The sequence below is a fragment of the Actinoplanes sp. 13 genome (genome assembly GCF_056134165.1).
The window spans coordinates 66,724-78,937 of sequence record NZ_JBVYOQ010000037.1 but is presented as its reverse complement, the minus strand read 5'-3'; the positions used below and the strand labels follow the sequence as shown (position 1 = coordinate 78,937).

Annotated in this window: 10 protein-coding genes; 9 read left to right on the top strand and 1 reads right to left on the bottom strand. The window is 71.4% G+C overall.

The window, feature by feature from the left end:
- Positions 1–128: 128 nt before the first annotated feature.
- The 4 genes from AC0NH5_RS39005 (at position 129) to AC0NH5_RS38990 (ending at position 6,371) form a co-directional block, all read left to right on the top strand.
- The gene (locus tag AC0NH5_RS39005) at positions 129–1,496 is read left to right on the top strand and encodes a glycoside hydrolase family 10 protein (protein WP_474412738.1); all 1,368 of its coding nucleotides are present in this window, start codon (positions 129–131) and stop codon (positions 1,494–1,496) included.
- A 53-nt stretch (positions 1,497–1,549) separates the two neighbouring features.
- A complete protein-coding gene (locus tag AC0NH5_RS39000; protein ID WP_474412737.1) occupies positions 1,550–3,196 on the top strand; it encodes a glycoside hydrolase family 27 protein in 1,647 nt (548 codons plus the stop codon).
- On the top strand, positions 3,193–4,587 hold the full coding sequence (locus AC0NH5_RS38995) for a glycoside hydrolase family 43 protein (RefSeq protein WP_474412735.1): 1,395 nt from the start codon (positions 3,193–3,195) through the stop codon (positions 4,585–4,587). Before AC0NH5_RS39000 ends, AC0NH5_RS38995 begins: the two co-directional genes overlap by 4 nt.
- Positions 4,588–4,850: 263 nt before the next feature.
- The gene (locus AC0NH5_RS38990; protein WP_474412733.1) at positions 4,851–6,371 is read left to right on the top strand and encodes a sigma-70 family RNA polymerase sigma factor; all 1,521 of its coding nucleotides are present in this window, start codon (positions 4,851–4,853) and stop codon (positions 6,369–6,371) included.
- Positions 6,372–6,396: 25 nt separating this feature from the next.
- On the opposite strand, the gene ligD is transcribed toward AC0NH5_RS38990, so the two are convergent.
- Positions 6,397–7,599 (bottom strand): non-homologous end-joining DNA ligase, encoded by a 1,203-nt coding sequence (ligD, locus tag AC0NH5_RS38985; protein WP_474412731.1) that lies wholly within the window; start codon positions 7,597–7,599, stop codon positions 6,397–6,399.
- Between the two features lie 186 nt (positions 7,600–7,785).
- Here ligD and AC0NH5_RS38980 point away from each other — a divergent pair, with 186 nt between their 5' ends.
- From AC0NH5_RS38980 to AC0NH5_RS38960, 5 genes are read left to right on the top strand one after another with little or no spacing between them, the layout of a single operon-like run.
- Positions 7,786–8,148, top strand: coding sequence for a hypothetical protein (locus AC0NH5_RS38980; protein WP_474412729.1), 363 nt, complete (start codon positions 7,786–7,788; stop codon positions 8,146–8,148).
- On the top strand, positions 8,145–8,318 hold the full coding sequence (locus AC0NH5_RS38975; protein WP_474412727.1) for a hypothetical protein: 174 nt from the start codon (positions 8,145–8,147) through the stop codon (positions 8,316–8,318). Before AC0NH5_RS38980 ends, AC0NH5_RS38975 begins: the two co-directional genes overlap by 4 nt.
- A gap of 9 nt (positions 8,319–8,327) precedes the next feature.
- Positions 8,328–9,335 carry a LacI family DNA-binding transcriptional regulator gene (locus AC0NH5_RS38970; protein WP_474412725.1) on the top strand — a complete coding sequence of 336 codons (1,008 nt, stop codon included), beginning with the start codon at positions 8,328–8,330 and terminating at the stop codon, positions 9,333–9,335.
- A gap of 60 nt (positions 9,336–9,395) precedes the next feature.
- Entirely contained in the window at positions 9,396–10,883 is a 1,488-nt protein-coding gene (gene arfA, locus AC0NH5_RS38965) for an arabinosylfuranosidase ArfA (RefSeq protein WP_474412723.1), read from the top strand.
- Complete coding sequence (locus AC0NH5_RS38960) at positions 10,880–12,214, top strand: ABC transporter substrate-binding protein (protein WP_474412721.1); 1,335 nt, start codon at positions 10,880–10,882, stop codon at positions 12,212–12,214. Before arfA ends, AC0NH5_RS38960 begins: the two co-directional genes overlap by 4 nt.

Genomic DNA, 12,214 nt, shown 5'->3' with positions numbered 1-12,214 from the left:
GGCCGCTCGCCCAACTCCGGCGGCGATTACGGCCTGCTGCCGTACCGGCCGGGCCTGCTGACCCGCCAACGCTGACCCTCCCCGGTTTCCCCATCCCCCGATCCCCTTCGGCGAAAGGTTCCTCAGCCATGCCCATCGGAAGAAAAGGACGCCTCGCGCTGCTGTCGGCAGCCGCCGCGAGCGTCGTCGCCGCGGCGAGCATCGCCGTCATCGGCTCCGCGGAGGCGGCCACCACCCTCGGCGCCTCAGCCGCGCAGACCGGCCGCTACTTCGGTGTCGCGGTCGCGTCGCAGAAGTTCTCCGACAGCCAGTACATGGGCATCGTCAACCGCGAGTTCAACTCGGTGGTGGCGGAGAACGACATGAAATGGGACGCCACCGAGCCGCAGCAGGGCCGGTTCAGCTACACCAACGGCGACCGGCTGGTCAGCCACGCCCAGGCCAACGGCATGACCGTCCGCGGTCACGCCCTGCTGTGGCACGCGCAGCAGCCGGGCTGGGCGCAGGGCCTGTCCGGCACCGCGCTGCGCAACGCCGCGATCAACCACGTCACGCAGGTCGCCACCCACTTCCGCGGGAAGATCCACTCGTGGGACGTCGTCAACGAGGCGTTCGCCGACGGTGGCAGCGGAGGTCGCCGCGACTCCAACCTGCAGCGCACCGGCAACGATTGGATCGAGGCCGCCTTCCGGGCCGCCCGTGCCGCCGACCCGGGCGCCAAGCTCTGCTACAACGACTACAACACCGACGGTATCAACGCGAAGTCGACCGGCATCTACAACATGGTCCGTGACTTCAAGGCGCGGGGCGTCCCGATCGACTGCGTCGGCCTGCAGTCGCACCTGGGCACCACCCTGGACTCCACCTATCAGCAGAACATCCAGCGCTTCGCCGACCTCGGCGTCGACGTCCAGATCACCGAGCTCGACGTCCAGCAGGGCGGCAACCAGGCGAACATCTTCGCCGCGGTGACCCGTGCCTGCCTCGCCGTCGCCCGCTGCACCGGCATCACGGTCTGGGGCGTACGCGACTCGGACTCGTGGCGCACCGGCGCCAACCCGCTGCTGTTCGACGCGGGCGGCAACAAGAAGGCCGCCTACACCGCGGTTCTCAACGCGCTGAACGCCGGCGGCCCGACGACGCCGTCCTCGCCGTCCTCGCCGTCGGGCAACCCGCCGTCGTCCAGCCCGCCGGTCCCGGGCCCGGGCGGCTGCAGCGCCCGGGTGACGCTGAACTCGTGGAACGGCGGCTACGTCGCCACCGTCCGGGTGACCGCCGGATCGGGTGCGGTCAACGGCTGGACCGTCTCGGTGAACGTGCCCTCGGGCGGTGCGGTCACCAGCGCCTGGAGCGCCACCAACACCGGCACCAGCGGACAGGTCACCTTCCGCAACGTCGCCTACAACGGCCAGATCGCGGCCGGCGGCTCCACCGAGTTCGGGTTCCAGGGCACCGGCACCGGGCCCACCGCGACCCCGGCCTGCACGGCCGGCTGATCCCGGCACGGCACCCGACCTCTCCACGGTTTCGGTAGAAGGGAAAGTGCCGCATGAGAACTCTCCGCCGGCTCGGCAGACGGACCGCTCACGCGGCGGCCGCGGCTCTGCTGACCGCTGTCGCCGCTGTCACCGCCGTCCTGCCGGGATCCTCGGCTCTCGCCCTGGACAACGGTGTCGGCCGGGTACCGCCGATGGGCTTCAACACCTGGAACACGTTCGGCTGCAACATCGACGAGGCGCTGCTGCGGCAGACCGCCGACGCCATGGTCAGCTCCGGCATGCGCGACCTCGGCTACAAGTACGTCGTGGTCGACGACTGCTGGTTCGACCCGAACCGGGACGCCGCCGGCAACCTGCGCGCCAACCCGCAACGCTTCCCGAGCGGCATGAAAGCCCTCGGCGACTACCTGCACGCGCGTGGCCTGCTGTTCGGCATCTACCAGGTGCCGGTCGACAGAACCTGCGCGCAGTACTTCGGGGCCTACCCGGGCGCCACCGGCAGCCGCGGCCACGAATACCAGGACGCGCAGACCTTCGCGTCGTGGGGCGTGGACTTCCTCAAGTACGACTGGTGCTCACCGCAGGGCACGATCGACGACCAGGTGCGCACGTTCGCGCTGATGCGGGACGCGCTCCGCGCCACCGGCCGGCCGATCTTCTACAGCATCAACCCGAACAGCATCCACGAGAAGACCGGGCCACGCCGCAACTGGAGCGACGTGGCGAACATGTGGCGGACCACCGAGGACATCACCAACGCCTGGAACACCGGGCAGACCAACGGTTATCCGATGGGCATCCAGAACATCGTCGACGTGACAGTGCCGCTGGCGCACTACGCCGCGCCGGGCGGGTTCAACGACCCCGACATGCTCGAGGTCGGCAACGGCGGGATGACCGACACCGAGATGCGCAGCCACTTCGCGCTGTGGGCGATGATGGCCTCGCCGCTGATCGCCGGCAACGACGTGCGATCGATGTCGGCCGCCACCCGGGCCATCCTCACCAATGCCCGGCTGGTGGCGATCAACCAGGACACCCTGGGACTCCAGGCGACCCAGGTCTCGTTCGACGGCACCCGCCGGGTCCTGGCCAAGCGCCTGGCCAACGGTGATGTCGCCGTCGCGCTGTTCAACCAGGGCAACGCGACCACCACCATCTCCACCACGGCCGCCGCGGTCGGCCGCGGCGGGAACTCGTTCACGCTCGTGGACGCGTGGACCGGGGCCACCAGCTCGACCACCGGTGCGATCAGCGCCTCGGTGCCGGCCCACGGCACCGTCGTCTACCGGCTCAGCGGCGGCACCCCGTCCCAGCCGGTGACCACCACGCTGGTCAGCGCCGCGTCCGGCCGCTGCCTGGACGTGCCGAACGGCGCCACGGCCAACGGGACCCAGCCGGTCGTCTGGGACTGCAACAGCGGGACCAACCAGCGGTGGACCCCGACCGGGCAGACCCTGCAGGCCCTCGGCAAGTGCCTCGACGCCCCGACGGGCGCCACCGCCGGGAGCAAGGTGCAGCTCTGGGACTGCAACGGCGCCGCCAACCAGCGGTGGGACGTCAACGCCGACGGCACCATCCGCAGCCAGTCGGCCGGTCTGTGCCTGGACGTCGACCGCAACCTGACCGCCAACGGGACCCTGGTGCTGCTGTGGTCCTGCTCCGCGGCCCCCAACCAGCGGTGGACCCGGCGATGAGAGTCAGCGTCTCCCGCCGTCACCTTGCCCTGGCAGCTGTCCTGGCCGTCGTCGTGTCGCTGCTGCCCGGCGCCACGCAACCGGTCCGGGCCGACAACCCGATCGTGCAGACGATCTACACCGCGGATCCGGCGCCCCTGGTCCACAACGGCCGTCTCTACGTCTACACCGGCCACGACGAGGACGGCTCCACGTACTTCACCATGCGCGACTGGCGGGTGTACTCGACCACCGACATGGCGAACTGGACCGACCACGGATCACCGATGAGCCTGGCCACCTTCAGCTGGGCCCGGGCCGACGCGTGGGCGGGGCACGTCGTCCAGCGCAACGGCCGGTTCTACTGGTACGTGCCGGTCGTCAACCGGGCCACCGGCCGAATGGCCATCGGCGTGGGCGTGGCGAACAGCCCGACCGGGCCGTTCAGTGACGCCCTCGGGCGGCCGCTGGTCGAGAACGGCGAGATCGACCCTGCCGTCTTCATCGACGACGATGGTCAGGCGTATCTGTACTGGGGCAACCCGAACCTGTGGTACCTGCGGCTGAACACCGACATGATCTCGTACTCCGGCGGACCGGTGCAGATCCCGCTGACGGCTGCCGGGTTCGGCGCCCGCAGCGGGAACCCGAGCCGGCCCACCCTGTACGAGGAGGCGCCCTGGGTCTTCAAACGCAACGGGCTCTATTACAACGTCTTCGCCGCCGAATGCTGCTCGGAGTTCATCGCCTATTCCACGGCGCCCGGACCGACCGGCCCGTGGATCTATCGGGGGACTGTCATGCCCCGCCAGGGCAGCAGTTTCACCAATCATGCCGGAATCATCGACTTCAACGGCTCGTCGTACTTCTTCTATCACAACGGGGCACTGCCCGGCGGCGGCGGATTCACCCGCTCGGTCGCGGTCGAACGATTCAGCTATCGGGCCGACGGCACCATTCCGACGATCACCATGACCACCGCGGGGCCACCGCAGGTCGGCACGCTCAACCCGTTCGTCCGGCAGGAGGCCGAGACCACCGCGTGGGCCTCGGGCGTCGAGACGGAAGCCGCCTCCGGTGGCGGCCGGAACGTCGGCTACGTCGACAACGGCGACTATCTGAAGGTCAAGGGCGTGGCCTTCGGCTCCGGCGCCGCCTCTTTCCAGGCCCGGGTGGCCTCGGCCACCGCCGGCGGACGCATCGAGGTACGCCTCGGCAGCCCGTCCGGGGCGCTGGCCGGCACGTGCACCGCCGGCGGCACCGGCGGCTGGCAGAACTGGGCCACGGTCACCTGCCCGGTGAACGGTGCGACCGGCACCCAGGACCTCTATCTCCGGTTCGCCGGCGGTAGCGGCTATCTGCTGAACCTGGACTGGTGGCAGTTCAGCACCGGCGGCGCGTCCCGCCGGTAGAGCTCCCTGTGTGAAGTTCGGGTGCGAATCGTACCCGAACTTCACACACGGGCTTGGCAGAGGCAGGGCCGCGACGATGGGGGAGCGGCCCTGCCTCGTACCAAGAAGGGTGATTCGAGAAGGTCCTGAAGCGACCTTTCGCCGCTATTGTGATCGCGCCCGTAGCGCCCGGGAAAAAGGCGATCTTTCTGACCGGTTTCGCGATTGTTACCGGTAGCATCGGTGCTCGTCGAAAGCGAAGGGCGGGGCGCGTGGAGGCGTGGGTGTCGGCAGGGGGCGGCGGGGCCGGACGCCACGCCCGTCTGGGAGACGCCGGCCGGCCCGACGGCGTAACAGAAAACAGCGCCGATCTGACCGATCTGGTGGTGGCGGCCCGCGGCGGCGACCGGCGGGCGGCGGAAACGCTGATGGCCGCGCACCTGCCCATGCTCTACCGCATCGTGGGCCGGGCGCTCGACGGGCACGCCGACGTCGACGACGTCGTGCAGGAGACGGTGCTGCGGGCGCACCGCGACCTGCCGGCCCTGCGGACACCGGCGAGTTTCCGGTCCTGGCTGGTCGCCATCGCGATGCGGCAGATCAGCAGCCGCCTGCGCGCCTGGCAGCAGGACCGGGAGCGGACGGCGTCGCTGGACGACGTCGCGCACGTCGCGGATCCGGAGGCCGAGTTCGCCGATGTCACCCTGCTGCGCCTGGGCCTGTCCGCGCAGCGGCGGCAGGTCGCCCAGGCCGCCCGGTGGCTCGACCCCGACGACCAGGACCTGGCGGCGCTGTGGTGGCAGGAGCTGATCGGTGAGCTGACCCGCCCGCAGGTGGTGGCCGCACTCGGGATCAATTCCGCGCACGCCCGGGTCCGGCTCCAGCGGATGCGCAACCAGCTGGAGCTGAGCCGGCATCTGGTGGCCGCGCTCGAGGCCGAGCCGCTCTGCCCGGACCTGGAGGCCCTCACCAAGGGCTGGAACGGCATGCCCGGCCCGCGGTGGCGCAAGCGGTTCGCGCGGCATCTGCGCGGCTGCGACCGGTGCGGGACGGCGCGCTCAGGGCTGATGCCGGTGGAGCGCCTGGTGCTCGGCGGTTCGCTGGTGCTGCTGCCCGCGGCCGTCGGAGCCGCCGCCGGGACCGGCTTGTTCGGCGGCGGGGCCGGCGGGGTGACGACCGCCGGCGCGGGCAAGGTCGTGGGCGCCGGCGGCACGGGATGGCTCACCCAGCTGGTCGGCGTGAAAGCGGCGGCTGTCGTCGCGGTCGGCACCGCCGTGTCCGGTGGGGTCTTCCTGGCGATGCCGGACGGCCCGCCCGGTGATCCGCGCGGTGGCGCTCCGGCCGCGCCGGTCGTCCGGAACGCGCCGCAGCCGTCGGTGGCCGCCCCGTCCGCGCTGGTGCCGACGGGCCGGGTGGTGATCCGGCCGGCCGGGCAGCCGGGCGCCGTCGTGACCCTCGACGGGGAATTCCTGGTGGTCGCGCCGGGCGGTGGCGAGGGTGTCACGCTGACCGTGACCGCGGGGATCGCCGACCGCAACTGCGTCTCGCTGCGCGCCGCCGACGGCCGCTACGTCCGGCACGCCTCCTTCCGGATCATGCTGAGCGCGCGGGAGGACAGCACGTTGTTCCGCCGTGACGCCACCTTCTGCGTCCGGCCGGGCCCGGACGCCGGCACGGTGCGACTGACCTCGGCGAACTACGCGGACCGGTACGTGCGGGTGCGCGCCGGTCAGCTGCGGCTCGATCCGCCGGAGAGCGGCGCCGGGTACGTCGAGGACTCCACGTTCACGTTCAGCGGGTCCTGACGGCCGCCGGCGCTGCGCCGGCGCATCAGGCGGCCCCCGCGCGGCTCCGCGGCTGCGTGGTGGCCGGGACGAGGTCGGCCATGTCGACGCCGGCCTCGGTGAGCAGCCGTTCCAGGGTGGCGATGACCAGGCCGTCGACGACGCTGTCGCCGTTGATCAAGCGATAGAACTGGGTGCGGCCCCGGCGTACCGCCTCCACCCGCCACACCCGGTCCGGCGTCTCGAAGGCGCCCTCGACGGTCTCCCGGGGTCCCGGCGGCGCGGCGGGCGTGCGGCGGGCGGCCCGCGGGTGCCGATCGGTGCGCAGGCCGCGCCACGACGGGTGCCGCAGCCGGCCGTCCGGGGTCCAGTTGCGGAACCGCACCTCGCCGACGAGCACGGGCTCGACCCAGTGGGCGTGCCGGGCGTGTTCGCGTGGCACGTCCGGCGCGGCCGGCGTGCCGCGGTGCAGCGGCTTCAGCTGATCACCGAGCTGACGCAGCATCGCGTCGGTGAATCCGGTGCCGACGTGCCCGGCGAAGACCAGCTCGTCGGCGGGGTCGTAGACGGCGAGCAGCAGGGACCCGATGCCCCCGGCCCGGCGTCCGGCGCCGGGTTTCCAGCCGACGACCACGACCTCCTGGGTACGGATGAGCGGCACCTTGGTCCAGTCGGCGGACCGTTTCCCGGGCCGGTACGGGGCGCCCAGCCGCTTCGCCACCACCCCTTCGAGCCCGCCGAGGTCGGCGGCGCGCAGCACGGCGGCCCCGTCCGCGCCGGCGAAGTGCGGCGGGGTTCGCACCTCGGCGGTGTCCAGGCCGAGCGCCTCCAGCCGGGCGCGGCGCTGCTCGTACGGCTCGTCGAGCAGGGACCGGTCGTCGAGGCGGAGCAGGTCGAACACGTAGTAGACGACGGGCACCGCGCTGAGCAGCGCCGCGGACGGAGCGGCGACGTGGATGCGGTTGGCGAGCCGGGCGAACGACGGTCGGCTGCCCGCCTCCAGCGCCACGATCTCGCCGTCGAGGACCGCGTCGTGCCCGGCCAGCAGCGGGCCGAGCGCGGTGACTTCGGGGTAGTGGCTGGTGACGTCGTTGTGGTTGCGGGACAGCGCCTGCACCGCGCCGTCCCGGACGTAGGTGACGGCACGGACCCCGTCGTACTTGAACTCGAACGCCCAGTCCTGCCCGCGCGGCAGCTCACCCGGAGCGGCCAGCATCGGGGCGATCAGGTCGGGCCGAACGTCGATCACCCGTCCTGCCTACCCGCTGCGCGGGCCAAGGTCACCATCGTCGGCCGAACTACATCGGAGTAGTTCCTGGCAGCGGTCCATGCGAATCCACAGGGCTTCTCCGCCTCCTGCAACGACGGCTGGGTCTCCGCACCGGGGACGGGCCTGTTCCAGAAGGCCGCCGCGGGCGGGCAGGGCCAGGTCACCATGGGCCTGCGGGCCACCAACGAGTCGAGCAACCTCACCTGGAAGCGGTTCCACTCCGCGGAGGCCGCCACCCCGCCGCGGCTGGAGATCACGTTCAACGGCGTGCCGCAGGTGAGCTCGCGCTCCACCGACCCGGCGACCGGGTGCGTCACCGGCGCCGGCCGGCCGCATCTGAACCGGGCCGGCCCCGTCCTGCGGGCCCAGGTGACCGACCCGGAGGGCTCCAGCGTGTCGGCCACCTTCGAGTGGTGGCGCGTCGGCTCCGGCACGGTCACCACCGTGCGGGCCGGCCCGCAGGCCTCCGGCTCGGTGTTCGAGGCCCGCATCCCGGCCGCCGAGGTCACCGACGGCTCCTGCCGGTGACCCTGGTGAGCTGGGGCGTGGCGTTGTTCGGCACACCGGGGGATCCGCGCGCCCGCACCGCGCCCTGGATGGCGTTCCAGCACGTGTTCTTCCGCCCGTTCCTGGTCGGTGGGGTCATCCTGCTGGCGCTCGCCGCGCGCCGGGCCCACCGGTCCGACAACGTTGTATAGTCTCGATCTGTGCCGCCCGGCCTGAAGGATGTCGCCGCTCGCGCGGGTGTGTCGATCAAGACCGTGTCGAACGTGGTGAACGGTTATGTGCACGTCGCGGCGACCACGCGCGCCCGGGTGCAGGAGGCCATCGACGAGTTGGGTTACGTGCCCAACGTCGCCGCCCGCCAGCTGCGCAGCAAGCGGTCCGGGGTGATCGCGCTGGCCGTGCCGGAGCTGCAGTCCCCCTATTTCGCCGAGGTCGCCGGGCTGGTCGTGCAGGCGGCGGAGCGCCGGTCGTGGACCGTGCTGATCGACCAGACCGACGGGCACGCCGAGCGGGAGCGCAACCTGGTGGCGGGGCTGCGCCGGCACGCCATCGACGGGCTGATCTTCAGCCCGCTGGCGCTGGCCGGTGAGGACCTGGCGCGTGGCGGGGACACGCCGATGGTGCTGCTGGGGGAGCGGGTCTGGCACGGGCCGGCCGACCACGTGGCGATCGACAACACGTCCGCCGCGGCGGATGCCACCCGGCACCTGACCGGGCTGGGGCGGCGCAGCATCGCGGCGATCGGCGCGCAGGACTTCCCGTCGGCGGTGACCGCGCATCAGCGCCTGGCGGGGTACCGGGCGGCGCTGGGCGAGGCCGGTCACGCGTACGACCAAAGGCTGGTGGCGCGGGTGGACCGCTTCCATCGCGCTGACGGCGCGGCCGCCATGGCCGCCCTCCTGGATCGTCCGCGGCGGCCGGACGCGGTGTTCTGCTTCAACGACCTGCTGGCCCTCGGCGCTCTCCGCACGCTGCTGGCCCGGGGTGTCCGGGTGCCGGAGGAAGTGGCCGTGATCGGCTTCGACGACATCGAGGACGGCCGGTTCAGCACGCCGACATTGAGCACCGTCGCGCCGGACACCGCGCGCATCGCCCAGCTGGCGGTCGACCTGCTCGCGGAGCGGCTGGCCGACCCGGCGGAGGTCAATCCGCCGCGAGAGGTGCGGGTCGAGCACCGCGTGGTCATCCGGGAGAGCACGGCCGGCTGAGGCCATCCGCAGATTTAACAATGTCTTTACAACGATGGTTCCAACGTTGTAAAACGGGTTATGGCAGTGGCGCGGCTCACTCTTGACCCTTCCTTCTCGATCGGCCCGGTCGACCGGCGCCTGTTCGGTTCCTTCGTCGAGCACATGGGCAGATGCGTCTACACCGGCGTCTTCGAGCCCGGGCATCCCGACGCCGACGCCGACGGCCTGCGGGCGGACGTGCTGGATCTGGTGCGCGAGCTCGGTGTCACCACGGTGCGCTATCCGGGCGGCAACTTCGTCTCGGGTTACCGCTGGGAGGACGGCGTCGGGCCGGTGGGCGACCGGCCGCACCGGCTCGACCTGGCCTGGCGGTCCATCGAGACCAACGCGTTCGGGCTCAACGAGTTCATGCGCTGGGCCGGGCAGGCCGGCGTGGAGCCGATGATGGCGGTCAACCTCGGCACCCGGGGGGTCGCCGAGGCCGCCGAGCTGGTGGAGTACTGCAATCTCCCGGACGGCACCGCCGCCGCCGACCGGCGCCGTAAGCACGGGGTGGCCCGGCCGCACGACATCCGGCTCTGGTGCCTCGGCAACGAGATGGACGGCCCCTGGCAGATCGGCAACCTCACCGCCGAGGAGTACGGGCGGCTCGCCGCCCGGGCCGGGCACGCCATGAAACGCGTCGACCCGACCATCGAGCTGGTCGCGTGCGGCAGCTCCAACGCGGACATGCCGACGTTCGCGGCCTGGGAGGCGACGGTCCTGGAGCATGCGTACGACCAGGTCGACTACCTCTCCCTGCATCAGTACTACGACCCCGAGAAGCACGACGAGGCGAGCTTCCGCGCCTCAGCGGTGGACCTGGACGGCTTCGTCGACTCGGTGATCGCCACCGCCGACTTCGTCCGCGCGAAACTGCGCCGCACCAAGCGCATCCGGCTGGCCCTCGACGAGTGGAACGTGTGGTACCAGTCCCGGTTCGTCGAGCCCGAGAACCGGGCGATCGAGAACACCCCGGCGCTGATCGAGGACGACTTCACCGTCACCGACGCGATGGTCGTCGGCAACCTGCTGATCAGCATGCTGCGGCACGCCGACCGGCTCACGGTCGGCTGCCAGGCGCAGCTGGTCAACATCATCGCCCCGATCCGGACGCTGCCCGGCGGGCCGGCCTGGCGGCAGACCATCTTCCACCCGTTCGCGCAGACAGCCCGGCTGGCCCGCGGCGCGGTCCTGCGGCCGGCTCTCACCGGGCCCACCATGACAACCGGCCGGTACGGCGACGTCCCGGCAGTCGACGCCGTCGCCACCCACGACGGCACGACGCTCACCGTCTTCGCGGTCAACCGCGGGACCGAACCGATTCCTCTGCACCTCGACCTGCGCGCGTTCCCGGGCCTGCTTCCCGGGGAGCATCTCGTGCTGGCGAACGACAACCCCCACCTCACCAACACCGCTGCCCATCCGGACCGGGTCGCGCTCGGCGCGTACCGCAGCAACGCGGAAGTGCTGCTGCCCCCGGTCTCGTGGCACGCGATCAGTTTCAGCACCGAGGAGAGACAGTGAACGCACATCTGACGCGCCGTGGCCTGCTCGGGCTCGGCGCGGGCGCCGGCAGCGCCGTGCTGCTCAGCGCCTGCGGAGACAGCGGACCCAACGAGAAGGTCACCGGCGGTGGCCAGAACGCGGCGCCCGCGGCCACCGCGTACACCGGCCCGAACGTCGCCCTCACCTTCTGGAACGGCTTCACCGGCGGCGACGGCGCCTTCATGAAGACGCTGATCGACCAGTTCAACGCCGAGCACCAGAACATCAAGGTCTCGATGAACGTCTACAAGTGGGCCGACTACTACCAGAAGCTGCCCGCCGCGGTGTCCAGCGGCAACGGCCCCGACCTGGGCATCATGCACGTCGACAGCGTGGCCACCAACGCCGCGCGCGGGGTGATCCTGCCGCTGGACGACCTGGCCCAGTCGCTGAACCTGACCGAGGAGGACTTCTCCCCGCCGGTCTGGAAGGCCGGTGTCTACAACGAGAAGCGGTACGGCATCCCGCTCGACGTGCACCCGCTCGGCCTGTTCTACAACAGGACGCTGCTGGAGCGCGGCGGCCTCGACCCGGCCAAGCCGCCGGCCACCGCCGAGGAATATCAGGTTGCGCTGGACAAGCTTAAGTCGGCCGGGATCCAGGGCAGCTGGGCGACCCCGTTCGAGTTCACCGGCAGCATGTGGTTCCAGACGCTGCTGTGGCAGTTCGGCGGCGACCTGTTCGACGCCGGCGCGCAGAAGGCCACGTTCTCCCAGGACCCGGGCGTGCAGGCGCTGACCTGGTACGCGGACCTGGTCCGCAAGGGCTACAGCCCGGCCAACGTGGCGCAGGACGCCGACCTGATCGCGCTGCGCAACGGCAAGAACGCGCTCAACTGGAACGGCATCTGGACCATCAACACGCTGCGCGAGGACAAGAACGTCCAGTGGGGCGCCGCGCCGGTGCCGCAGATCGGCACGCAGCCCGCGGTCTGGGCCGGCTCGCACCAGTTCGTGCAGCTCAAGCAAGGCAGCCAGGACGACAACAAGCTGACCGCCGGCAAGGTCTTCATCAACTGGATCAGCGAGAAGTCGCTGGAGTGGGCGAAGGGCGGCCAGGTGCCGGCCCGCAAGGACGTCCGGGAGAGCGCCGAGTTCAAGGCCCTGCCCGAGCAGGCGGCCCTCGCCCAGCAGATCGACTACGTGCGGTACCCGCCCTCGGTGCCCGGCATCGGCGACGCGATGGCCACGCTCGTCACGGCCGTCAACGAAGCGGTGCTGCTGCGCAAGGAGCCGGCCAAGGCGCTGTCCGACGCGGCGGCCAAGGCCGACCAGATCCTGGAGCAGAACCGCAAGAAGTACGGCGGCTGA

Excerpts from the sequence above, each read along its gene's own strand:
- AC0NH5_RS39005 (WP_474412738.1), top strand. The coding sequence starts at position 129 with ATGCCCATCGGAAGAAAAGGACGCCTCGCGCTGCTGTCGGCAGCCGCC.
- AC0NH5_RS39000 (WP_474412737.1), top strand. The coding sequence starts at position 1,550 with ATGAGAACTCTCCGCCGGCTCGGCAGACGGACCGCTCACGCGGCGGCC.
- AC0NH5_RS38995 (WP_474412735.1), top strand. The coding sequence starts at position 3,193 with ATGAGAGTCAGCGTCTCCCGCCGTCACCTTGCCCTGGCAGCTGTCCTG.
- AC0NH5_RS38980 (WP_474412729.1), top strand. The coding sequence starts at position 7,786 with ATGGGCCTGCGGGCCACCAACGAGTCGAGCAACCTCACCTGGAAGCGG.
- arfA (WP_474412723.1), top strand. The coding sequence starts at position 9,396 with ATGGCAGTGGCGCGGCTCACTCTTGACCCTTCCTTCTCGATCGGCCCG.